The 21673-nt window shown below is 60.2% G+C and carries 19 protein-coding genes, 4 tRNA genes and 2 pseudogenes; 17 read left to right on the top strand and 8 right to left on the bottom strand.

From position 1 onward, the window contains the following. Window positions 1-6: 6 nt before the first annotated feature. Window positions 7-766 (bottom strand): annotated as a pseudogene (locus AB4O12_RS14110) (hypothetical protein). A gap of 384 nt (window positions 767-1150) precedes the next feature. Here AB4O12_RS14110 and AB4O12_RS14105 point away from each other — a divergent pair. The 4 genes from AB4O12_RS14105 (at window position 1151) to AB4O12_RS14090 (ending at window position 1563) form a co-directional block, all read left to right on the top strand. After that, a tRNA-Glu gene (locus tag AB4O12_RS14105) sits at window positions 1151-1226 on the top strand. A 2-nt stretch (window positions 1227-1228) separates the two neighbouring features. Beyond that, a tRNA-Gly gene (locus tag AB4O12_RS14100) sits at window positions 1229-1304 on the top strand. Between the two features lie 104 nt (window positions 1305-1408). Continuing rightward, a tRNA-Glu gene (locus tag AB4O12_RS14095) sits at window positions 1409-1484 on the top strand. A 3-nt stretch (window positions 1485-1487) separates the two neighbouring features. Beyond that, window positions 1488-1563 (top strand) — tRNA-Gly (locus AB4O12_RS14090). A 135-nt stretch (window positions 1564-1698) separates the two neighbouring features. Here AB4O12_RS14090 and AB4O12_RS14085 read toward each other — a convergent pair. The 4 genes from AB4O12_RS14085 to AB4O12_RS14070 form a co-directional block, all read right to left on the bottom strand. After that, a complete protein-coding gene (locus tag AB4O12_RS14085; protein WP_256809758.1) occupies window positions 1699-3438 on the bottom strand; it encodes a dipeptidase in 1740 nt (579 codons plus the stop codon). Window positions 3439-3626: 188 nt separating this feature from the next. Then, window positions 3627-4265: a LysE family translocator gene (locus AB4O12_RS14080; protein ID WP_042610677.1), complete on the bottom strand. Its 639-nt coding sequence runs from the start codon at window positions 4263-4265 to the stop codon at window positions 3627-3629. A gap of 1 nt (window position 4266) precedes the next feature. Beyond that, window positions 4267-5037, bottom strand: a complete 771-nt coding sequence (locus AB4O12_RS14075; protein WP_095181606.1) for a 2OG-Fe(II) oxygenase — start codon at window positions 5035-5037, stop codon at window positions 4267-4269. 90 nt (window positions 5038-5127) lie between these two features. Further along, window positions 5128-5754 (bottom strand): alanyl-tRNA editing protein, encoded by a 627-nt coding sequence (locus AB4O12_RS14070; RefSeq protein ID WP_460058800.1) that lies wholly within the window; start codon window positions 5752-5754, stop codon window positions 5128-5130. An 89-nt stretch (window positions 5755-5843) separates the two neighbouring features. On the opposite strand from AB4O12_RS14070, the gene AB4O12_RS14065 reads away from it, so the two are divergent. Then, entirely contained in the window at window positions 5844-6842 is a 999-nt protein-coding gene (locus AB4O12_RS14065) for a LysR family transcriptional regulator (RefSeq protein WP_024013940.1), read from the top strand. Window positions 6843-7474: 632 nt separating this feature from the next. Here the strand turns inward: AB4O12_RS14065 and AB4O12_RS14060 are convergent. Further along, window positions 7475-7882, bottom strand: coding sequence for a PA2817 family protein (locus AB4O12_RS14060; protein WP_007967565.1), 408 nt, complete (start codon window positions 7880-7882; stop codon window positions 7475-7477). Between the two features lie 73 nt (window positions 7883-7955). Then, window positions 7956-10403: an acyl-CoA dehydrogenase gene (locus AB4O12_RS14055; protein WP_423664925.1), complete on the bottom strand. Its 2448-nt coding sequence runs from the start codon at window positions 10401-10403 to the stop codon at window positions 7956-7958. A 247-nt stretch (window positions 10404-10650) separates the two neighbouring features. On the opposite strand from AB4O12_RS14055, the gene AB4O12_RS14050 reads away from it, so the two are divergent. From AB4O12_RS14050 to AB4O12_RS14035, 4 genes are all read left to right on the top strand, one after another. Further along, a complete protein-coding gene (locus AB4O12_RS14050; protein ID WP_252876732.1) occupies window positions 10651-11310 on the top strand; it encodes a transglutaminase-like domain-containing protein in 660 nt (219 codons plus the stop codon). 43 nt (window positions 11311-11353) lie between these two features. Further along, the gene (locus AB4O12_RS14045; RefSeq protein WP_305381319.1) at window positions 11354-11977 is read left to right on the top strand and encodes a glutathione S-transferase family protein; all 624 of its coding nucleotides are present in this window, start codon (window positions 11354-11356) and stop codon (window positions 11975-11977) included. Window positions 11978-12110: 133 nt separating this feature from the next. Then, entirely contained in the window at window positions 12111-13043 is a 933-nt protein-coding gene (locus AB4O12_RS14040; RefSeq protein ID WP_076563818.1) for an ABC transporter ATP-binding protein, read from the top strand. Beyond that, window positions 13040-13819, top strand: coding sequence for an ABC transporter permease (locus AB4O12_RS14035; RefSeq protein WP_056788203.1), 780 nt, complete (start codon window positions 13040-13042; stop codon window positions 13817-13819). Before AB4O12_RS14040 ends, AB4O12_RS14035 begins: the two co-directional genes overlap by 4 nt. Before the next feature lie 139 nt (window positions 13820-13958). Here AB4O12_RS14035 and AB4O12_RS14030 read toward each other — a convergent pair whose 3' ends face one another. Beyond that, window positions 13959-14477 (bottom strand): DUF2062 domain-containing protein, encoded by a 519-nt coding sequence (locus tag AB4O12_RS14030; RefSeq protein WP_039760200.1) that lies wholly within the window; start codon window positions 14475-14477, stop codon window positions 13959-13961. Window positions 14478-14613: 136 nt separating this feature from the next. Here AB4O12_RS14030 and AB4O12_RS14025 point away from each other — a divergent pair. The 8 genes and pseudogenes from AB4O12_RS14025 to murB all read left to right on the top strand — a co-directional run bounded on the left by AB4O12_RS14025 (window position 14614) and on the right by murB (window position 21470). Next, window positions 14614-16848: pseudogene (locus AB4O12_RS14025) on the top strand (DNA internalization-related competence protein ComEC/Rec2). A gap of 101 nt (window positions 16849-16949) precedes the next feature. Further along, on the top strand, window positions 16950-17585 hold the full coding sequence (locus AB4O12_RS14020) for a MotA/TolQ/ExbB proton channel family protein (RefSeq protein WP_016771007.1): 636 nt from the start codon (window positions 16950-16952) through the stop codon (window positions 17583-17585). Continuing rightward, window positions 17582-18010 (top strand): ExbD/TolR family protein, encoded by a 429-nt coding sequence (locus AB4O12_RS14015; protein ID WP_041479458.1) that lies wholly within the window; start codon window positions 17582-17584, stop codon window positions 18008-18010. Before AB4O12_RS14020 ends, AB4O12_RS14015 begins: the two co-directional genes overlap by 4 nt. Continuing rightward, complete coding sequence (gene lpxK, locus AB4O12_RS14010) at window positions 18010-19020, top strand: tetraacyldisaccharide 4'-kinase (RefSeq protein WP_460058794.1); 1011 nt, start codon at window positions 18010-18012, stop codon at window positions 19018-19020. Before AB4O12_RS14015 ends, lpxK begins: the two co-directional genes overlap by 1 nt. A gap of 23 nt (window positions 19021-19043) precedes the next feature. Then, the gene (locus AB4O12_RS14005; RefSeq protein WP_003179363.1) at window positions 19044-19229 is read left to right on the top strand and encodes a Trm112 family protein; all 186 of its coding nucleotides are present in this window, start codon (window positions 19044-19046) and stop codon (window positions 19227-19229) included. Further along, on the top strand, window positions 19226-19990 hold the full coding sequence (kdsB, locus tag AB4O12_RS14000) for a 3-deoxy-manno-octulosonate cytidylyltransferase (protein ID WP_460058792.1): 765 nt from the start codon (window positions 19226-19228) through the stop codon (window positions 19988-19990). Before AB4O12_RS14005 ends, kdsB begins: the two co-directional genes overlap by 4 nt. After that, window positions 19990-20454, top strand: coding sequence for a low molecular weight protein-tyrosine-phosphatase (locus tag AB4O12_RS13995; protein ID WP_076563814.1), 465 nt, complete (start codon window positions 19990-19992; stop codon window positions 20452-20454). Before kdsB ends, AB4O12_RS13995 begins: the two co-directional genes overlap by 1 nt. Further along, window positions 20451-21470 (top strand): UDP-N-acetylmuramate dehydrogenase, encoded by a 1020-nt coding sequence (gene murB, locus AB4O12_RS13990; RefSeq protein ID WP_150637629.1) that lies wholly within the window; start codon window positions 20451-20453, stop codon window positions 21468-21470. The genes AB4O12_RS13995 and murB overlap by 4 nt, the downstream gene beginning before the upstream one ends. Window positions 21471-21673 lie beyond the last annotated feature (203 nt).

Genomic DNA, 21673 nt, shown 5'->3' with positions numbered 1-21673 from the left:
CCCGCCTCAGTCGTAAATCACTTTCTTCTTCCAGTCCGCATCGGCTTCGACATCCTTCAAACCGGCAGTCAGTTGGTTTTCTTCACCTTCAACCGGGGCAATCTTGTCCATGACCTGGGCGTTCGCTCGGGCGAGGAGTTTTTCCAGGTATTGCAGTTGCTCCGCGTACATCTGCGGGTCCTGCTGTTTGCGCAGATATTGCACGCCGCGTTCGAAGGCGAGGCGGGCCTGGCCGGGTTGGTTTTGTTGCAGGGACTGTTGGCCGAGGTTGTTGAAGAATTCGATGTGCAGCAGCACGAGGATGTGGCGCACCTCGCGGATCCATTGTTTGGCTTCGTTCGGTGGCAGGAAGCCGTCGTGGGCGGCGCGGGTGATCTGGCCGTGCAGGGCTTCGAGGAGGAAGCGCACGTCTTTGGCTTTGGCTTCGGTCAGGATCGGCGCGGGCGGGTTGTTCACCGGGATCGATTCGCCTTGGGCAACGAGGGCGCTCAGTTCGGTGATGCGGGCCTTGGTGGTTGCGCTGGTCTTTTCCAGATTGAGCAGGCGCTGGCAGACGTTGAGTTCCAGTGCGGGTCAGCAGCAACTTGAGCGCCGGGGTCATGAACTGGCCGGGGAAGGTTTCGGTCAGTTCGCCGCAGCGGCGCAGGCGGTCGTTGAGTTCGACTTTGGTGCGGGCCTTCTCCAGTTTGTTGTTTTCCACCACATGGTTCATGTAGCCAATGGCGATCAGAATTGCGATCCCGGCTACGACTAGCAGGGTGATCATGAGTGGTGTCACCGGTAAGACCTCTTTATAGGGTTCGCATGCGAGTGTAGTGGCTGGGCATTTAGGCGCCTAGCGCCGCTCGACGGGTTTGATCGGCTGCTGCAATCTGTATCGGCCGCCAGCGGTATAGATGAATGCTGGCGCTTGATGTGCAGATTGCCATCACTGTTCGGTGGACTATAACGTCTTGGCGAGTGGCGGAATATAGGCGTCAGGTTTCGGACGACGGAAAAGCCTTACGCGGCCCGTAATCCGGGTCGAAGTCATTGATTTAAATAAATTTATATCAGGGGGTTGACGACCCCTCAATCCATCCATAGAATGCGCGCCACTTGCAGCGTAAAGCACACAGCGAAACGCGGCAGGGAGTGAATGTTGTAGTGTGTCCCCTTCGTCTAGTGGCCTAGGACACCGCCCTTTCACGGCGGTAACAGGGGTTCGAGTCCCCTAGGGGACGCCAATGCGGGAATAGCTCAGTTGGTAGAGCACGACCTTGCCAAGGTCGGGGTCGCGAGTTCGAGTCTCGTTTCCCGCTCCAATTTTAAACAGCAGTGCTTTCGGGCGGTGCTGAGTGAAACCAGAACCAAGTCTTCGGATGCGGATCTGGACACCGAAACACACACCATGTGTTCCGGGTAGCGTGTCCCCTTCGTCTAGTGGCCTAGGACACCGCCCTTTCACGGCGGTAACAGGGGTTCGAGTCCCCTAGGGGACGCCATTTGCGGGAATAGCTCAGTTGGTAGAGCACGACCTTGCCAAGGTCGGGGTCGCGAGTTCGAGTCTCGTTTCCCGCTCCAATTTCACAAAAACGCCGATCAGTGATGATCGGCGTTTTTGTTTGTGCGCGTTTTGTGGTGGCAATAAAAAAGGACCTTTTCACAGGTCCTTTTTTATTTTGAGCCCGGTCATCGGTGACTGGGCTCAGGCAGGCTTTACAGCTTCGGCAACTGCCCGACACGCCCCATCATTTCCGTGACGATCTGCAGATCCAGCAGGAACTGGTCGACGGTCTTGAATTCGCCATCGGTGTGGCCGGTGTATTTGGCTTCCGGTCGCGCCAGGCCGAATTGCACACCGTTCGGCAATTCGTGAACCGAAGTCGCGCCAGCGGAAGTACCGAATTCCGACTTCATGCCGAGGTTTTCGCTGGCTACGGCAAGCAGCGCCTTGACCCACTCACCCTCGGGGTTGCGATACATCGGTTCGGCCACGGAATAGTCGAACGCTACAGCGACATGAGTCTTCTTGCTCCAGGCGTCCAGTTTCTCGGCGATCTCAGCCTTGAGCTTTTCCGGGGATTTACCCTTCGGCACCCGCAGGTTCACCGCCAGTTTGAAGGCTTTGTCGTCCTCGCCGACGTAGGTCAGCGAGGTGGTCAGTGGTCCCATGAACGAATCGGAGAAGCCCACGCCAAGTTTTTTGCCCAGATAATCCAGGCCCCAGTTGTCATCGGCATAACGTGCGGCATCGGTGAACTGGTTGTGCTTGAGCGCGACTTTGCCGTCCAGGCTGTTGATGAAACTCAGCATTCGCGCGACCGGGTTGACGCCGGACTCTGGTTCGGAGGAGTGCGCAGAAACCCCCGTCACGGTCAGTTTGACGTCTTTGCCATCAATCTTTGCCGCGACTTCGAAGTCGCCGCCGTTGGCTTTGGCATAGGCATCGCCGGCTTTTTGCAGACTGGCGGCGAGCTCGGCAGGCTTGTCGGTTACCAGCGTGACCACCGAAGCGGACGGAATCTGGTTGGTCGCCTTGCCGCCGGTCATCGAAATGATTTCCGCGCCGTTGCCTTCGCCTTTGCGTTTGGCAAAGTTGGCCATGACGGTGCCGTAACCTTTTTCGGCGATCACTACCGGATAACCGCCGTCCAGCGCCATGTTGTAGTTCGGCGTCGGGTTGCGCTCGAAGTAATAGGGAATGGCGTCGCCGCTGGTTTCTTCGGTGGTGTCGACCAACAGCTTGAAGTTACGCGCCAGTGGCAGTTTTTCGTCCTTGATCACTTTCATGGCGTACAGCGCCACGACAATGGCGTTCTTGTCATCCTCTGTGCCACGACCGTACATGCGATCGCCAATCAGCGTGACTTTGAACGGGTCGAGTTTGGTGCCATCTTTCAGCACCCAGTTTTCCGGCGTCACCGGCACCACATCGGCGTGGGCATGAATGCCAACGACTTCGTCGCCTTTGCCATCCAGAGAGATTTCGTAGACACGGTTATCGATGTTGCGGAATTTCAAACCGAAGGATTCGGCGAGTTTCTGGATCTCGCCGGCAATTTTGATGAATTCCGGGTTGTCGTGTTGCTCCACGCCGTCCTTGCGGAAGGTCGGGATCTCGACGAGTTGGCGCAGGGTTTCCAGCGCGGCCTTGCCATATTTCACGCGGGTATAAATGCCCAGCAGACGGTGAATTTCATTCTGCTGTTCGGCGTTCAGGGTCTTGTTGTCGAGGAAGGCGCTGATGGACGGGTTGAGGTTATCCGTCTTGGCCAGGTCGCTTTTCGCCAGGCTGCCAAGGAAGCTGTGGAAATCCGTCAAGCTCTTGCCGTCAAAGGATTTCAGGATCGCTGCACTTTGCTCGGCAGTGATGTTGGCTTGTGCAGCGCTGGTAAACGCGGTGAGACTGGCCATCACGAGCGTAGCGGCGGCCAGTTTTTTAAGGGAAAAGACCATTGAACAGGCATTCCTTTGCTAAGGGTGGGAGGAAATGATTCTGATGCTTGTTGCAGAAACATTTTGCAACCTAACACCGTGGGCGGGTGAAGAGGGAGTCACAAACTTGATCTGTCGCACAGAAATGCAAAAGAGGCGCACAAATGAAAAAGTCCCGGCAGCTGATGCCGGGACTTTTTTTGTGTGAGTTACATCGACAGCATCAGGCGTCCGGCAAACAGAATCAGGATGACGCCCATGCTGCGCTCGAACCAGTGTCCAAGGCGCATGAACAGGAGGCGCACTTTGTTGCTGGAGAAAAACAGCGCGACGATCACGAACCACAGCGCGTTGACGAAGCACATCCACAATCCATAGAACGCCTGGATCTGCAGCGGTGTGCTGGCGCTGATGATCGTGGTGAAGATGGCCAGGAAGAACAGCGTGGCCTTGGGGTTGGTCGCATTGGTCAGAAAACCGGTGCTGAAGGCTTTGAACAGCGACTGTTCGACCAGCGGCTCGTCAGCGTTTTTTTCGCCTTCGACGCTGCTTTTCGGTTTGCTGCGGATCAGGCTGACGCCCAGATAAAGGATGTAGGCACCGCCGACAACCTTGGCGACGGTGAGCAGCCAAGGCGTGGTGTGCATCAAGGCGCCGACGCCCAGCAAGGTATACAGCACATGCACGGAAATCCCCGCGCCGATGCCCAGCGCAGTGCAGATACCGACGAGCCGGCCGAAGCGCACGCTTTGACGGATGGTCACGGCGAAGTCCGGGCCGGGTGCTACCACGGCGAGAAAGTGGATGGTGGCCAATGCGAGAAACTCGCCCAGGTAATTGGAAAGCATGTCAGCTCCAGAAAGTCAGAGGGGAGGCATTGCCGCGATAGCCGACAAAGAACGACAGGCTCAAGCGCGGATCCGCGACGCCCGGAGTTACCGAGTGCATGCGCCGCGAATTGAACATGATGAAATCGCCGGGCTGCGGTCGTACCTCGAGGGCGGGCGGCCCCAGCAGCGACGGCTCGATGCCATAACTGTCGCCGCGCATTTCGTCGAATTGATCGGGGGTGATGTGGTCATTCCACATCTGCAAGGCGCCACCCTCGGCGGGCATGTTCAGGTAGACGTTGCAGGCAAATTGCGCCTCGAGGCTGCGCGCCTGAAAACTGTCCGGGGCGTCCTTGGCGAAGATGTCGTGATGAGCAAGAAAGCACACGCCGGGTTTGACCACGCGCGACAAGCCGACATACATCTTGCGCCCGTAGAGGTTTTCCAGATGCGCGCCAGCGGGCCAGGATTCGTCAAGCATGCAGCGCAACGTGTCGATCGGCGAAGAGTAGGGCGCGCAGCGCTGGCGCAGTTCGTCGATGTTGCGGGTGGCGCGTTCGAAGTAATCCTCGATCAGCAGTGGCTGGTTTTCCGCCTCGTAAAAGGCCATGCCGATACGGCCGATACTCGGCGCGTTGATGTAGCCTTCAAAGCCCGGGGCGAGGATCTTGTCGCCGATCTCGATCGCCAGCGGCTCGGGCAGAAAGCGTTTGACGCGGATGGCGAGGACTTCTTCGTTGGCCAGTTTTTTTATGCACGTCTCATCGAGACGCTCGACGTCTAGCATCATTTTTTTTAGGTCCATCTATCGATAGTCAACGGAACCGGCGAGTGCAGTTCCCCGGCGTCGGACGCTGCGCGATGGCAATGTCCGAAATGCTCAATCCACGCTGTAGTGGACGGACAGCGTGCCCTTCTTCTGCGAAAGGGACGCGATCGTGACTGTGCCCAGATCCTTCAGGCTACGTACGTGGGTGCCACCGCAGCCATAGGCTGGCAGCTCACCGAAACTGATTTCCCGCGCGCCTTCGCGCAGCGAGGTCAGGCGCGGCAGATCATGTTCGATCCACTGCTTGATACCGGTTTGCACGGTTGGCGCATCGATTTCTTCAGCGCTATCGCCCGGCTTGAATTGCACCCGGCCTTCGTCCGGCCAGTGGTGCGCCTTGATCGGCATCCAGCCCATGGCCTGAATGAAATGACCGATCAGGTGCCCGGCCGAGTGCATGCGCGTATTGAAGCGGCGGCGCTCTTCATCGATACGGATGACGGTCATGCCCAGCGGCAGCGGGCGGTCGACGAAATGCACAATGCGCTCCGGTTCCTGCACCACGCGCGACACCCGGCTTTCACCGATCCAGCCGGTATCGCAAGGCTGACCGCCGCCCTGGGGGTGAAACAGGGTGGCGCGCAGCACTACGGCGAATTCGTTCTCGTGGGGTGTGCAGTCGAGGACTTCGACATTCGCCTTGAGGTCGTCACTGTGAAAAAACAGGCGAAGCGTCATATTCCATGCCCTGATCGAAGTTCTGTTTTTATTATATGAATCGTGCAATAACGTGATAATCCGTTCGAACATCAAAGGACTTGTGCGTCGTGAGCATCAATCTTCCGCTGCCGCTGCTGGGTGAAATGGCGATTTTCGTCAAGGTTGTCGAGACCGGCAGCTTCTCTGAAGCGGCGCGGCAGATGGGTTCCTCACCCTCGGCGGTCAGTCGCAGTATTTCCCGATTGGAAAAGGCGTTGGCCACGCGCTTGCTGCAACGCACCACGCGCAAACTGCGCTTGAGCGATGGCGGTGAGGAGGTGTTCAAGCGTTGCCAGGAAATGGTCAGCGCGGCCAGGTCGGTGATGGAAATCAGCGGCCAGTTCACCCACGAAGCCGAAGGCCTGGTGCGGGTCAGCGTGCCGAAAGCGGTGGGGCGCTTTGTGATTCATCCGCACATGCCGGAGTTTCTGCGCCGCTATCCCAAGGTTGATGTGGAGTTGTTGCTGGAAGATCGTCAGGTCGATCTGATCGATGATCATGTCGATCTGGCGATTCGCATCACTGATCGTCCACCGGCCGGTCTGGTCGGGCGGCAGTTGCTGACCATCGATCATTTGCTTTGCGCCACGCCGCAATACCTGGCCGAACATGGCACGCCGACGCATCCTCATGATTTGCTCAATCACAGTTGTATTTATCTGGGCGAAACGCCGAGCGATGCGCGCTGGAAATTCAAGAAGGGCAGCAAGGCGGTGACGGTCGGCGTGCGTGGGCGCTATGCCGCCAATCACACGGGTGTGCGCTTGGGGGCGGTGTTGCAGCACATCGGCATTGGCAGTCTGCCGTATTTCACGGCGCGTTACGCCTTGGAGCAGAAGTTGATTGTGCAGGTGTTGCCGGACTGGACGTTTCTTGCCTCTTATCATGGTGGGTTGTGGTTGCTGCATTCGCCGACGCGTTATCTGCCACCGAAATTGCGGGTGTTTATTGATTATCTGGTGGAGTGTTTGCAGAAGGAGCCGACGTTGGGTAGGCCCGGGAAATCTGCCGGTGGGAGCAATGCGGCTGTGGCGTATGAGCTGCCGGAGAGTGAGGGGTTGCTTTGAGGTTTTTTTGGTGGGACTTGGCGGCCTTTGGGCCGACCAGGCTCTGGTGGTTTGGGTGAATATCCGTTTCTGCGGTAACGGCTGCTTAGGGTTTCGCCCTTACGGCGACTTACTTTTTTACAAGCGCCTAAAAAAGTAAGCAAAAAACGCTAGCTCCTACGTTCGGCCCTCGCAGGCTCGGGTTCCTTCGCTGCGGGATCGATCCGGGCGCAGCGGCTACGGTTTGCTTCGCTGCACCTACACTCGCTGTGTACGACTGCGTCGTACGGTCGCTGCGCTCCCACGCCCGGATCAATCCCTCCGCTCAGCCTTCCGACGTCGCCTGTGAATCAAGATCAAAAGCGGTACTCGAGCTTGCGCTCATTGTTTTGAGTGGTGAGGGGCGGGTGGTGTCTGGCTGTTTTTGTGGTGAATTTTCCCCTCACCCCAGCCCTCTCCCGAGGGAGAGGGGGCCGGTTTGTGGGTTGTTCATAATCTGCATTCGACTCGGTAATTCAGGTCGACGTACCTCATCCAAACAGCGCGGTCAGTCCCCTCTCCCCTCCGGGAGAGGGCTAGGGTGAGGGGCTTTTGATCTTGAAAAAAGGCCCGCATGGAATCTCCATGCGGGCCTTTTCAGTAGTGTTCGAATATCAGTGCTTGCTGTCCTGCGCCGACATGGCCAGCAGTTGTTTTTCCTGGTTCCAGTCAAACGGTTCGTCGTTCTGTTCGGCTTCGTAGCGGCGTTCTTCGAGGGCCTGGTAGAGGTCGATTTCTTCGTCGGAGAGGTAGTGCAGGCAGTCGCCGGCGAAGAACCACAGCAGGTCGCGTGGGATCAGGTGGGCGATTTGCGGGTAGCGGGTGATGACTTGGGTGAGGATGTCCTGGCCCAGGTATTGGCTTTCGATAGGGTCGATAGGCAGGGAGGCCAGCAGTTCGTCGAAGCGCTCGAGGAACAGGGCATGGCTTTCTTCGGGCACTTGTTCGGCCTCACCTACGGCGACCAGGATACTGCGCAGGTGGTCGAGCAACACGAGATGATCGGCAACGACGTTGGACACGAGATAAGTCCTCAAGAGCAAAACGGGCGCGGGAGTATAAAGCCCTCGCGCCGTTTTTTCACATAAACCGGGTTCAGCGGACTTTGCCCTCTGCCTGGGTCAGTTCTTCTTTGGCGAAATCGTCGACGTCGATCACCTTGCGGCGGGCCGCTTCGGCGTCGCGCAGGCTTTGCGCTTCGACGGCTTGCAGCACGCCGGCTTCCAGCGCGGCATCGATGGCGTGTTCGCCGGCTGCCGGTTTGACCTGGCCGCTCTTCAGTGCGGTGTGCAGTTTCTTGTGGAGCGGTTGCGCGGCATTGAGCAGGTCGCTGGCGTGTTGCAGCGCGCCCACGGCATCGTCCGCCGATTGCGGGCGGTAGCAGCCGGCGAGCAATTCTTCGAGGGCCGGATCGCCTTTGGCGCGACCGATGACCGCAGCGACTTCGGCGCCGAGTTTGTCCGATGGGCCTTTGTGACGGCGCCCGAACGGGAAGACGATGACCCGCAGCAGGCAGCCGAAGACTTTGTTCGGGAAGTTGCTCAGCAGTTCATCCAGCGCACGCTCCGACTGGCCGAGGCTTTCTTCCATGGCCCAGCGGAACAGCGGCTCCATGTACGCCGGCGAATCCAGGTCGTGATAACGCTTGAGCGCCGCAGAGGCCAGATACAGGTTGCTCAGCACGTCGCCGAGGCGCGCCGACAGGCGTTCGCGGCGTTTCAGTTCGCCGCCCAGGAGCATCATGCTGAAGTCGGCGAGCATCGCGAATGCGGCGGCCTGACGGTTGAGCGCGCGGAAGTAGCCTTGGCTGATCCTGTCGCCCGGCGCATGTTCAAAGTGACCAAGGCCGAGGTTCAGCACCAGTGTGCTGGCGGCATTGCTGACGGCGAAACCGATGTGCTTGAGCAACAGACCGTCGAATTCCTTGAGTGCCTGATCCTTGTCCTCGCGACCCGCCAGGGCCATTTCCTTGAGTACGAACGGATGGCAACGGATCGCGCCCTGACCGAAGATCATCAGGTTGCGCGACAGGATGTTCGCGCCTTCGACGGTGATGAAGATCGGCGCGCCGTTCCAGCTGCGGCCGAGGTAGTTGTTCGGTCCCATGATGATGGCTTTGCCGCCGTGCACATCCATGGCGTGGCTGATGCATTCGCGGCCGCGTTCGGTGAGGTGGTATTTGAGGATCGCCGACAGCACCGATGGTTTTTCACCCAGGTCCACCGCGTTGGCGGTGAGCATGCGGGCGGCGTCCATCATCCACGCGTTACCGCCGATGCGCGCCATGGCTTCCTGAATGCCCTCGAAAGCGGACAGCGGCACATTGAACTGCTCGCGAATCTGCGCGTACTGGCCGGTTACCAGACTGGTGAACTTGGCCGCACCGGTACCGACGGCTGGCAGCGAGATTGAACGCCCGACGGACAGGCAGTTCATCAGCATCATCCAGCCCTTGCCGAGCATTTCCTGACCACCGATGAGGTAGTCCAGCGGAATGAACACGTCCTTGCCGGAGTTCGGGCCGTTCATGAACGCGGCGCCCAGCGGCAGGTGACGACGACCGATTTCCACACCTGCGGTATCGGTCGGGATCAGCGCCAGACTGATGCCGAGGTCCTCTTCTTCACCGAGCAGGTGATCCGGGTCATAAGCCTTGAATGCCAGGCCAAGCAGAGTCGCGACCGGGCCGAGGGTGATGTAGCGCTTTTCCCAGTTCAGGCGCAGGCCGATGACTTCCTGTCCTTCCCACTGGCCTTTGCAGATGATCCCGGTGTCGGGCATCGCGCCGGCGTCGGAACCGGCCAGCGGACCGGTCAATGCGAAGCACGGAATATCGTCGCCACGGGCCAGGCGCGGCAGGTAGTGATTACGTTGTTCGTCGGTGCCGTAATGCAGCAATAGTTCGGCAGGGCCGAGGGAGTTGGGCACCATCACGGTGGAGGCGAGGTCGCCGCTGCGTGTCGCCAGTTTCATTGCCACTTGTGAGTGAGCGTAGGCCGAGAAGCCTTTGCCGCCGTATTCCTTGGGAATGATCAGGGCGAAAAAGCCATGTTCCTTGATGTGCGTCCAGGCCTCGGGCGGCAGGTCCATGGACTGGCCGATCTGCCAGTCGCTGACCATTGCGCAGAGTTCTTCGGTCGGGCCGTCGATGAAGGCTTGTTCTTCTTCGCTCAGTTGCACTTTTGGATAGGACAGCAGTTTGTCCCAGTCCGGACGGCCGCTGAACAGCTCGCCGTCCCACCATACGGTGCCAGCATCGATCGCGTCGCGTTCGGTCTGTGACATGGGCGGCAGGGTTTTCTGGAACCAGTTGAACAGCGGCGCGGTGAAGTGCTTGCGGCGCAGGTCAGGCAGCAACAATGGCGCGGCGACCACCGCCAACAGGACCCAGAAGACAAACAGCAGCCAGCCCGGCGCGTGACTGAAAATCCCCATGGCGACGAGATAGGCCGCAACGATGCCCAACGCGGGCAGCGGGGCGATGCGTCGATGGGCGAGATACGCCACGCCGACGATCAAAACCAGTATCCACAACAACAGCATATTCAGTCCTCCGTGAACCAAGGCAAATCGACCCTCCAGAGCTTAGACGGCATCTGCAAACAAGGGTGGTCAGAGCATGGTGATTGAAATCGTGGGAAACCCCGGATGGTTTTCGTAGGTTCGGTGGGCAACACGTGTGGGAAATCGTTCGTTGCTGCGCAGCTTTGCTTTCAGGTTTGGCCGAAACGTCGTTATCTCTGTGCTCAGGCTGTCGCTAGACTCGTGGCTTACCCAGGAGATTGCCGTCATGCACGAGTATCTGAGCCCCGGCCGCTTCATCGATAGTGACCACCCGGCGGTGGTGGAGTTCGCCGATCAGCATCGCGGCGCCAGTAACGATCCGCGTGAGCAGGCGATCAGTCTGTATTACGCCGTGCGCGAGGCGGTGCGCTACAACCCCTACACCTTCAGTCGTGATCCGCAAACTTTGTGTGGCAGTTACGCACTGGCGGCGGGGGAGAGTTATTGCGTGCCGAAAGCTACGCTGCTCGCCGGTTGTGCCCGGCATTGCGGGATCCCGGCGCGCATCGGTCTGGCCGATGTGCGCAATCATTTGTCGACGCCGCGTCTGCTCGAGTTGCTGAAAAGCGACGTGTTCGCCATGCATGGCTACACCGAGCTGTTTCTCGACGGCCGCTGGGTCAAGGCGACGCCGGCGTTCAACCAGCAACTGTGCGAGCTGTTCAACGTCGCAGCGCTGGAATTCGACGGGGTCAACGACAGCGTTTTCCACCCGTTCAACCGTGATGGCGCGCAGTTGATGGAATATCTGCTCGATCACGGCCAGTTCACCGATGTGCCGGAAACGTTCTTCTTCGAGCACCTCCAAAAGTGCTATCCGCATCTGTTCAGTGAGCAACTGCCGGTGCTGTTGGGCGACATGCAGACTGATTTGAGTCGCACCTGATCCGGCGTATGCTGGCCGTCCACTCACTTGCAAAGAGGCGGTCATGCTGAAGATCTGGGGACGGAAAAATTCATCGAACGTCAGAAAGCCTTTGTGGGCTGCCGAAGAGTTGGGCCTGGCTTACGAGGCCATCGATGCCGGCGGCGCGTTCGGTGTGGTCGATACGCCCGAGTACCGCGCGATGAACCCCAATGGCCGGGTGCCGGTGATCGAGGATGACGGTTTCGTGCTTTGGGAATCCAACGCCATCGTTCGCTACCTGCTGGCCAAGCACGCCCCAGACAGCGCTTGGTACCCGGCGGATGCGCAAGCCCGCGCCACGGCGGACAAATGGATGGACTGGACCACGTCGAGTTTCGCCGGGCCGTTTCGCACGGTGTTCTGGGGTGTGCTGCGCACGCCTGCCGAGAAGCAGGACTGGAAGGCGATCAACGCCGCGATCAAGGAATGCGATGAACTGCTGAACATGGCCGACCACGCCTTGATCAGCCAGCCTTATCTCTCCGGCAATGACATCGGCATGGGCGACATCCCGTTGGGCAGCTTCATCTATGCCTGGTTCGAAATGCCCATCGAGCGCGCCCCGCAACCGCATCTGCAAGCCTGGTATGAACGTTTGAAGCAGCGTGTGGCCTATCAGAAAGCGGTCATGACCGCGTTGACTTGATAATTACTATCGACACACTTGACTGTACTTGTTCGGCGGCGGCAAGCACCATTGCGAACTTGCGCCGCGGTTGTTTCCCTCGCCGCCCGCCCTTATTTACTTCTTTCCTTCCTTCTTGGTGCGTAAATCCGATATGAGTTCCGCTCTGTCCATCCGGCAGCTAACCAAAACCTACGGCAACGGGTTCCAGGCCTTGAGTGGTATCGATCTGGACGTCGCCGAAGGTGATTTTTTCGCCTTGCTCGGCCCCAACGGCGCCGGCAAATCCACAACCATCGGCATCCTCTCGACCCTGGTCAACAAAACCAGCGGCACCGTGAATATTTTCGGCCATGACCTGGACAAGAACCCGGCGGCGCTCAAGCGCTCGATCGGCGTGGTGCCGCAGGAATTCAACTTCAACCAGTTCGAAAAGACCTTCGACATCGTCGTGACCCAGGCCGGCTACTACGGCATTCCGGCGAAAGTCGCCAAGGAACGCGCCGAGCAGTACCTGACCCAGCTGGGGCTGTGGGACAAGCGTGATGTGCCATCGCGTTCGCTGTCCGGCGGCATGAAACGGCGTCTGATGATTGCCCGTGCGCTGGTGCACGAACCGCGTCTGCTTATTCTTGATGAACCGACTGCGGGCGTCGACATCGAGCTGCGCCGTTCGATGTGGACCTTCCTCACCGAGCTGAACCAGAAAGGCATCACCATCATTCTGACCACGCATTATCTGGAAGAGGCCGAGCAGCTGTGCCGCAACATCGGCATCATCGACCACGGCACCATCGTCGAAAACACCAGCATGAAACAGTTGCTGGGCCAGTTGCACGTGGAAACCTTTTTGCTCGACCTGAAACACGACTTGCACGTTGCGCCGCAATTGCTCGGCTACCCGGCCCGATTGCTCGACGGCCACACCCTGGAAGTGCAGGTCGACAAATCCATGGGCATCACGGCGCTGTTCACCCAGTTGGCGCAGCAGAACATCGAAGTGCTGAGCCTGCGCAATAAAACCAATCGCCTTGAGGAGTTGTTCGTGTCCCTGGTGGAGAAAAATCTGTCGAAGGTGGCGGTATGAGTTCCGAGTTCGGTCCCAACCTCGTCGCCCTGCAAACCATCGTCTACCGCGAGGTCAAACGCTTCATGCGGATCTGGCCGCAGACGTTGCTGCCGCCGGCGATCACCATGGTTCTGTACTTCGTGATCTTCGGCAACCTGATCGGCCGACAGATCGGCGACATGGGTGGCTTCACCTACATGGAGTACATCGTGCCGGGTCTGATCATGATGTCAGTGATCACCAACTCCTACGGCAACGTGGTCTCGAGCTTTTTCGGCAGCAAGTTCCAGCGCTCGATCGAAGAGCTGATGGTCTCGCCGGTGTCACCGCACACGATCCTGATCGGCTTCACCATTGGTGGGGTATTGCGCGGTCTGGCGGTGGGTCTGATCGTGACGATCCTGTCGCTGTTCTTCACCCATCTGCAGGTGCATCACCTCGGCGTGACTATCCTGGTGGTGGTACTGACCGCGACGATCTTTTCGCTGCTGGGCTTTATCAACGCGGTGTTTGCGCGCAACTTCGATGATATTTCGATCATCCCGACCTTTGTGCTGACCCCGCTGACTTACCTTGGCGGCGTGTTCTACTCGATCACTTTGCTGCCACCGTTCTGGCAGACCGTGTCGCTGGCCAACCCGGTGCTGCACATGGTCAACGCCTTCCGCTACGGCATCCTTGGTGTCTCGGATATCCGTATAGGCATCGCCATCACCTTCATGCTGGTGGCGACCGTGGTGCTTTATCTCGGCTGTGCGCGGTTGCTCGTAAGTGGACGCGGAATGCGCACCTGATCCCGACCGTGTCACCTTCTTCGCGAGCAGGCTCGCTCCCACATTGGAATGATGTTCTCTGTGGGAGCGAGCCTGCTCGCGAAGGGGCCAGCCCAGACACAACAAAAAACGGCCTCCCATCGCGGAGGCCGTTTTGCATTCATTTCTGCCGACTTTGCTTGCGCCGCCGCCATTGCCGCGCCACCCACCAGCGCCAGTACAGCATCACCAGAAAGTACGCGAGAACGCCCAGCACCAGGCCGACAACCACCGAGCCCAATAAAAACGGCTGCCACAATGTCGACAGCTCACCGCTGATCCATTCCCAGGTCAACTCGTCCGGCAGATGCCGCGCCGGCACATCCATCAGGAACGCCCCGGCCTGGTAGGTGCAGAAAAACACCGCCGGCATGGTGATCGGATTGGTCAGCCAGACCAGGCTCACCGCGATTGGCATATTGCCGCGCACCATCACCGCCAATGCCGCCGCTACCAGCATCTGTGCCGGGATCGGCAGGAATGCCGCAAACAGGCCGACCGCCATCGCCCGGGCGACCGAGTGGCGGTTGAGATGCCAGAGGTTAGGGTCATGCAGCAACGTGCCGAGAAAGCGTAAGGATTTGTGTTCCCTGATGCTCGTCGGGTCGGGCATGTAACGTTTGAATAAGCGCCGGGGCATAGGGCTTCTCGGTCGGTTAAGGCGGCAAGTATGTCTGGATTCTACGAACCGCCCATTCAGACTTTGTGACAATTGTTGACGACGGTGGTGCCGCAGACCGGCTATGCCTAGTGGGGGGACTCTCAAGGACGGGCATATGCGCACAGGGATGATGGCGCTGGCAGTCGGTCTGCTGGCCCCGGTTTTTTTGCCGGCCTTGCCGCCGGTCGGTTGGTTGCTGGTGCTGCCAATGGTGGCGCTGATGTTGCTGCCGTTTCGCAGCTTTCCACTGGCATTTTTGCTGTTTGGCTTTACCTGGGCCTGCGTTGGCGCGCAGTGGGCGCTAAATGACCGCTTGCCACCGAGCCTGGACGGCGAAACCCGTTGGCTTGAAGGGCGCGTGGTCGGCTTACCGCAGCACAGCGATGGCGTGGTGCGTTTCGAGCTGGCTGATGCGCGCTCACGCCACGAAAAACTGCCATCGCTGCTGCGCCTGGCCTGGTACGCCGGGCCGCCGGTCAACAGCGGCGAACGCTGGCGCCTGGCGGTGAAGTTGAAGCGCCCGGGTGGCCTGCTCAACCCGCACGCCTTCGACTACGAGGCCTGGCTGCTCGCGCAACGGATCGGCGCAACCGGCACGATCAAGGATGGCCAGCGCCTGGCTGAGGCCCGGCATGCATGGCGCGACGGCGTTCGCCAACGCCTGCTGGCGGTGGATGCGCAAGGACGCGAGGGCGCGCTGGCAGCGCTGGTGCTCGGTGATGGCTCTGGGCTCAGTGGCGAGGATTGGCAGGTACTGCAAGACACCGGCACCGTGCATCTGCTGGTGATCTCCGGCCAGCACATCGGTTTGCTCGCCGCAGTGATGTATCTGCTGGTTGCCGGGCTGGCGCGTTTCGGAATCTGGCCGTTGCGCTGGCCCTGGTTGCCGTGGGCGTGTGGCCTGGCATTCGCGGCGGCGCTGGGTTACGGCTTGCTCGCCGGGTTCGATGTGCCGGTGCAGCGCGCCTGCGTGATGGTGGCGCTGGTATTGTTGTGGCGCCTGCGTTTTCGCCATCTCGGCGCGTGGTGGCCGTTATTGCTGGCGTTCAATGGCGTGCTGTTGTTCGATCCGCTGGCCAGTTTGCGTCCAGGTTTCTGGCTGTCCTTCGCGGCGGTGGCAGTGTTGATCTTCACTTTCGGCGGGCGGCTGGGGGCCTGGCGGTGGTGGCAGACCTAGACCCGCGCGCAGTGGCTGATCGCGATCGGCTTGTGTCCGGTGTTGCTGGCGTTGAGCTTGCCCATCAGCGTCAGCGGGCCTGTAGCCAATCTGCTGGCCGTTCCGTGGGTCAGCCTCGTGGTGCTGCCGCCGGCATTGCTCGGCACGCTATTGCTGCCCGTGCCTTATGTTGGCGAAGGACTGTTGTGGCTGGCCGGTGGTTTGATCGACTGGCTGTTTATCGGGCTGGCGCTGATTGCCGGGCAATGGCCGGCGTGGATACCGGCCGCCATTCCATGGTGGGCGTTGGTCCTGGGCAGCCTTGGCGCGATTTTATTGCTGTTGCCCCGTGGCGTGCCGATGCGTCCGTTGGGCTGGCCGCTGCTGTTGCTCTTGGCACTGCCGCCTCAAGAGCGAATAGAGGAAGGGCGAGCCGATGTCTGGCAAATCGACGTCGGCCAAGGCTTGGCGATTTTTGTGCGCACGCGACATCACGCATTGCTCTATGACGCCGGCCCGCGCTTCGGCGATTTCGATATCGGCGAGCGAGTGGTGTTGCCAGCGTTACGCAAACTCAACGTGCAAGCGCTCGACTTGATGCTGCTCAGCCACGCTGACGCCGATCACGCTGGCGGCGCCCGGGCGGTCATGCGTGGATTGAACGTGCAACGCGTGGTCAGCGGCGATCCGCCAAACCTGCCGCCGGAGCTGAACGCCGAAGCCTGCGCAAGTGGCGAACAGTGGCAGTGGGATGGCGTGCAGTTCCAGCTCTGGCAATGGTCGGCGGCCGATGACAGCAACCAGCGCTCCTGTGTATTGCAGATCGAAGCCAACGGTGAACGCCTGCTGCTCACCGGCGACATCGACATTCACGCCGAGCGCGTTCTGCTCGACAGCCCGCTGGCCGTGCCGACGCAGTGGCTGCAATCGCCACATCACGGCAGTCGCAGTTCATCGTCGATGGCGCTGTTGAAAGCCTTGCAGCCGGAATCAGTGCTGATCTCCCGCGGTCACGGCAACTCCTTCGGTCATCCGCATCCCACCGTGCTGGCGCGCTACCGCAAGCAAGGTCTGCGCATCTACGACAGCGCCGAACAAGGTGCCATTCATTTGCAACTGGGCAGCTTCAAGCCGCCGTGGACGATGCGGCAACAGCGGCGTTTCTGGCGCGATCCGCCGGTCCCGGGCCGTTGATCGGTGCCAGCATGGGTGCCACCTCACGGTCGTCGGGGCGGCGGGTCTTAATCGCGGATCGGTATGGTAAAGTGGCGCACTTTTTCGAGGGGACTGTCACTGTGTGGGAATTGGTCAAATCCGGCGGCTGGATGATGTTGCCGATCATTCTGAGTTCCATCGCGGCCATGGCGATCGTCGCCGAGCGCCTGTGGACACTGCGCGCCAGTCGCGTCACCCCTGAGCATCTGCTGGGTCAGGTCTGGGTCTGGATCAAGGACAAGCAGCTCAACAAGGAAAAACTCAAGGAATTGCGCGCCAACTCGCCGCTGGGGGAAATCCTCGCCGCAGGCCTGGCCAATTCCAAGCATGGTCGCGAGATCATGAAAGAGTGCATCGAAGAGGCCGCCGCGCGGGTCATTCATGAACTCGAGCGCTACATCAACGCGCTCGGCACCATCGCCGCCATGGCGCCGTTGCTCGGCCTGCTTGGTACCGTGTTGGGCATGATCGACATTTTCAGTGCCTTCACCGGGTCCGGCATGACCACCAATGCTTCGGTACTGGCCGGCGGTATTTCCAAAGCGCTGATCACGACCGCAGCGGGCCTGATGGTCGGTATTCCGGCGGTGTTCTTCCACCGCTTCCTGCAACGTCGTATCGACGAGCTGGTGGTCGGCATGGAGCAGGAAGCGATCAAACTGGTGGAAGTGGTGCAGGGCGACCGTGATGTCGACCTGGCCGAGGGCAAAGCGTGAAATTCCGTCGCAAGCCCCGGGAAACCGTGGACATCAACCTCGCGTCGCTGATCGACGTGGTGTTTATCCTGCTGCTGTTTTTCGTGGTGACTACCACTTTCACTCGGGAAACCCAGTTGCGCGTGGATCTGCCGGAAGCGGTCAGCGGTTCGCCCGCCGAAGATCAGCAGGTCAAACAGCTGGATGTCGCGATCAGTGCCGAAGGCGTGTTCTCGGTGAACAACAAGATTCTGCCGAAGAATGATCTGCCGACGCTGATGGAAGCCATGCAGAAAGAATCCAACGGCGACACCAACATGCCGCTGTCGATCAGTGCCGATGGCAAGGCCCAGCATCAATCGGTGATCACTGCCATGGACGCGGCCGGCAAGCTCGGTTTCAGCCATCTGCGCATGACCACGGTCGAGGCGGCGCCGAAATCCTGATGAGCCTGTCCGATCGCCTGCTCGCCGCGTGGTATCAGGGGCACCCGGCCCTGACGCTGCTGCGACCACTGGAAATGCTGTATCGCCGCGTGGTGATCAACAAGCGTCAGCGCTTTCTCGATGGTGAAGGTGAGATCTACCAGTCGCCGGTGCCGCTGATCGTGGTCGGCAATATCACCGTTGGCGGTACCGGCAAGACGCCGATGATTCTCTGGCTGATCGAACATTGCCGACGCCGTGGACTGCGCGTTGGCGTGGTCAGTCGTGGTTATGGCGCCAAACCGCCGCAACTGCCGTGGCGGGTTGAGGCCAAGCACAGCGCCGAGGTTGCCGGTGACGAGCCGTTGCTGATCGTCCAGCGCACCGGCGTGCCGCTGATGATCGATCCCGATCGCAGCGCCGCCGTCAAAGCCTTGATCGCCAGTGAACCGCTGGACCTGATTCTGTCTGACGACGGCATGCAGCATTATCGCCTCGCGCGGGATCTGGAACTGGTGCTGATCGACGCTGCACGTGGCCTGGGCAACCAGCGCTGTCTGCCGGCCGGGCCGTTGCGTGAGCCGGTCGAGCGCCTGCAAAGTGTCGATGGCGTGCTGTTCAACGGTGCCCTTGATGATCGCGACGATGGTTTCGCCTTCCGCCTGCAACCCACGGCCCTGGTCAATCTGCGCAGCGGCGAACGTCAGTCACTGGAGCATTTCCCGCCCGGGCAAGCGCTGCATGCGGTGGCCGGGATCGGCAATCCGCAACGTTTCTTCAATACCCTCGAAGCGCTAGACTGGCGGCCGATCGCCCATGCGTTCGCCGACCACGCCGAGTACAGCGTGCAGGCGTTGAATTTCACCCCGTCATTGCCGTTGGTGATGACCGAAAAGGACGCGGTGAAGTGCCGTGCCTTTGCTGCTGCCGACTGGTGGTATCTGGCGGTCGATGCCGTGCCGTCGCCAGCCTTCGTGGCCTGGTTCGACACTCAGCTGATGCGCCTGTTGCCGGATCGTCTGCTGCCTTAACTCTTTTATTTCTGGGAATGTTCATGGACACCAAATTGCTCGACATCCTCGCTTGCCCCGTGTGCAAAGGTCCGCTCAAGCTCAGTGCCGACAAGACCGAGCTGATCAGCAAGGGCGCTGGTCTGGCGTACCCGATCCGCGACGGCATCCCGGTGATGCTGGAAAGCGAAGCGCGCACCCTGACCACCGACGAGCGCCTGGATAAATGACCACAGCCTTCACCGTTGTCATCCCGTCGCGGTTCGCCTCGACCCGTCTGCCGGGCAAGCCGTTGCTGGATATTGCCGGCAAGCCGATGATCCAGCATGTCTGGGAACAGGCGAGCAAAAGCAGCGCCAGCCGTGTGGTTGTCGCGACTGACGATGCGCGCATCGTCGAGGCCTGCAGAAGCTTCGGCGCCGAAGTGGTGCTGACCCGTGAAGATCACAATTCCGGCACCGATCGTCTGGCCGAGGTCGCAGCGAAACTCGGTCTTGCGCCTGATGCGATCGTGGTCAACGTCCAGGGCGATGAGCCGTTGATTCCGCCGAGCGTGATCGACCAGGTCGCCGCCAACCTTGCTGCCCATACCCAAGCGCGCATGGCCACGCTGGCCGAGCCGATCGAAGACGTGGAAACCCTGTTCAACCCGAACGTTGTGAAGGTTTCCAGCGATATCAACGGTCTGGCCCTGGCGTTCAGTCGTGCAACCTTGCCATGGGCACGCGATGCATTTGCCAAGAGCCGCGAGCAGCTGCCGGAAGGCGTGCCCTATCGCCGCCACATCGGTATTTATGCCTATCGCGCCGGGTTCCTCCACGACTTCGTGAGCTGGGGGCCGTGCTGGCTGGAAAACACCGAATCCCTTGAGCAACTGCGTGCCTTGTGGCACGGCGTGCGTATCCATGTTGCCGACGCGCTGATCGCGCCGCCGACCGGTGTCGACACCGTCGAAGACCTTGAGCGGGTTCGTCGCCTGCTGGGGGCCTGATGCGCGTTCTGTTTGTGTGCTTGGGCAACATCTGCCGTTCGCCCACCGCCGAAGGCGTGTTGCGCCACAAGTTGCGTGAAGCCGGGCTGGCGGATGTGGTCGAAGTGGCCTCCGCCGGCACCGGTGACTGGCACGTCGGCAACCCGCCGGACAAGCGCAGCCAGGCGGCGGCGAAACTGCGCGGTTATGACCTGTCGACGCAACGCGCGCAGCAGGTCAGCCGGGCCGATTTCGCCAGCTACGACCTGATTCTCGCCATGGACAACAGCAATCTGCGCAACCTCAAGGCCTTGCAGCCGTCCACCGGCAGGGCCGAGCTGGATCTGTTCCTGCGTCGTTATGCCGGGCTGGTCGATGAAGTGCCGGATCCGTATTACGACGGTGATCAGGGTTTCGAGCAGGTGCTGGATCTGATCGAAGCGGCCTGCGACCAGTTGCTGATCGAAGTGAAGGGCCGTTTATGAGTTTGCAGGTCCAACCGCAAGTATCGTTGCAGGCCTTCAATACGTTCGGCGTCGATGTGCGCGCGCAGCTGTTTGCCGAAGCCCACAGCGATGACGATGTCCGCGAAGCGCTGGCCTATGCCGCGTCCCATGACGTGCCGTTGCTGGTGATCGGCGGCGGTAGCAACTTGCTGCTGACGGCGGATATTCCGGCGTTGGTGCTGCGCATGGTCACGCGCGGCATCCGCGTGCTCAGCGATGATGGCAGTCGCGTGGTGGTCGAGGCGGAAGCGGGCGAACCGTGGCATCCATTCGTGCAGCACACGCTGGCCCAAGGTTTGGCCGGGCTGGAAAACCTCAGCCTGATTCCTGGCACCGTTGGCGCCGCGCCGATGCAGAACATCGGCGCCTATGGCGTCGAGATCAAGGACGTGTTTGCTGGCCTGACCGCGCTGGACCGCGAGAGCGGCGAGCTGCGTGATTTCAGTCTGGAAGACTGCAATTTCGGCTACCGCGACAGCCTGTTCAAGCAGCAGCCGGGACGTTGGCTGATTCTGCGGGTGCGCTTCAAGCTTGATCGCGCCGCGCACCTGCATCTGGAATACGGCCCGGTGCGCCAGCGCCTGAGCGAGCAGGGCATCGAGCAGCCAACGCCCACCGATGTCAGCCGCGCCATCTGCAGCATCCGCAGCGAAAAACTGCCGGACCCGGCGGTGCTCGGCAATGCCGGCAGCTTCTTCAAAAACCCGCTGGTGCCCGCCGCTGTGGTCACGCAGATCAAAACGCAGCACCCGGATCTGGTGGCTTACCCGCAAGCGGACGGGCAGATGAAACTGGCCGCTGGCTGGCTGATCGAACGCGCCGGCTGGAAGGGTTTTCGCGATGGCGACGCCGGCGTGCACAAGTTGCAGGCGCTGGTGCTGGTCAACTACGGCACGGCCACCGGCCTGCAACTGCTCGACCTGGCGCAACGTATCCAGAAAGACATCGCCGAACGGTTTCATGTCGAACTGGAAATGGAGCCCAATCGGTATTGAGGCTACGCTTGCCTGACGCCATCAAAAGCCCTGCACTGATGAAAAAGTGCAGGGCTTTTTTGTTAATGCTGGGTTAACTTAGCGAGCTAACGATACCAACCATTTGCTCCACCCAAAGGCCCGGTGCAGACGTTCCCGTCGGCGCAAGAGAGCCTGATTAGCCTGAGTCGATCTGCGCGAACCCACCGCTGATTTTCCGGCGG

The sequence above is a fragment of the Pseudomonas sp. S2_A05 genome, assembly GCF_054668485.1.
Note: the sequence above shows the minus strand (reverse complement) of the source record. Positions and strands in the feature narration are given on the sequence as shown.

What these genes read in the sequence shown, in the direction of transcription:
- AB4O12_RS14085 (WP_256809758.1), bottom strand. Translation starts at nt 3,438, where the DNA reads ATGGTCTTTTCCCTTAAAAAACTGGCCGCCGCTACGCTCGTGATGGCC.
- AB4O12_RS14080 (WP_042610677.1), bottom strand. Translation starts at nt 4,265, where the DNA reads ATGCTTTCCAATTACCTGGGCGAGTTTCTCGCATTGGCCACCATCCAC.
- AB4O12_RS14075 (WP_095181606.1), bottom strand. Translation starts at nt 5,037, where the DNA reads ATGATGCTAGACGTCGAGCGTCTCGATGAGACGTGCATAAAAAAACTG.
- AB4O12_RS14070 (WP_460058800.1), bottom strand. Translation starts at nt 5,754, where the DNA reads ATGACGCTTCGCCTGTTTTTTCACAGTGACGACCTCAAGGCGAATGTC.
- AB4O12_RS14055 (WP_423664925.1), bottom strand. Translation starts at nt 10,403, where the DNA reads ATGCTGTTGTTGTGGATACTGGTTTTGATCGTCGGCGTGGCGTATCTC.
- AB4O12_RS14050 (WP_252876732.1), top strand. Translation starts at nt 10,651, where the DNA reads ATGCACGAGTATCTGAGCCCCGGCCGCTTCATCGATAGTGACCACCCG.
- AB4O12_RS14045 (WP_305381319.1), top strand. Translation starts at nt 11,354, where the DNA reads ATGCTGAAGATCTGGGGACGGAAAAATTCATCGAACGTCAGAAAGCCT.
- AB4O12_RS14040 (WP_076563818.1), top strand. Translation starts at nt 12,111, where the DNA reads ATGAGTTCCGCTCTGTCCATCCGGCAGCTAACCAAAACCTACGGCAAC.
- AB4O12_RS14035 (WP_056788203.1), top strand. Translation starts at nt 13,040, where the DNA reads ATGAGTTCCGAGTTCGGTCCCAACCTCGTCGCCCTGCAAACCATCGTC.
- AB4O12_RS14030 (WP_039760200.1), bottom strand. Translation starts at nt 14,477, where the DNA reads ATGCCCCGGCGCTTATTCAAACGTTACATGCCCGACCCGACGAGCATC.
- lpxK (WP_460058794.1), top strand. Translation starts at nt 18,010, where the DNA reads ATGAGCCTGTCCGATCGCCTGCTCGCCGCGTGGTATCAGGGGCACCCG.
- AB4O12_RS14005 (WP_003179363.1), top strand. Translation starts at nt 19,044, where the DNA reads ATGGACACCAAATTGCTCGACATCCTCGCTTGCCCCGTGTGCAAAGGT.
- kdsB (WP_460058792.1), top strand. Translation starts at nt 19,226, where the DNA reads ATGACCACAGCCTTCACCGTTGTCATCCCGTCGCGGTTCGCCTCGACC.
- AB4O12_RS13995 (WP_076563814.1), top strand. Translation starts at nt 19,990, where the DNA reads ATGCGCGTTCTGTTTGTGTGCTTGGGCAACATCTGCCGTTCGCCCACC.
- murB (WP_150637629.1), top strand. Translation starts at nt 20,451, where the DNA reads ATGAGTTTGCAGGTCCAACCGCAAGTATCGTTGCAGGCCTTCAATACG.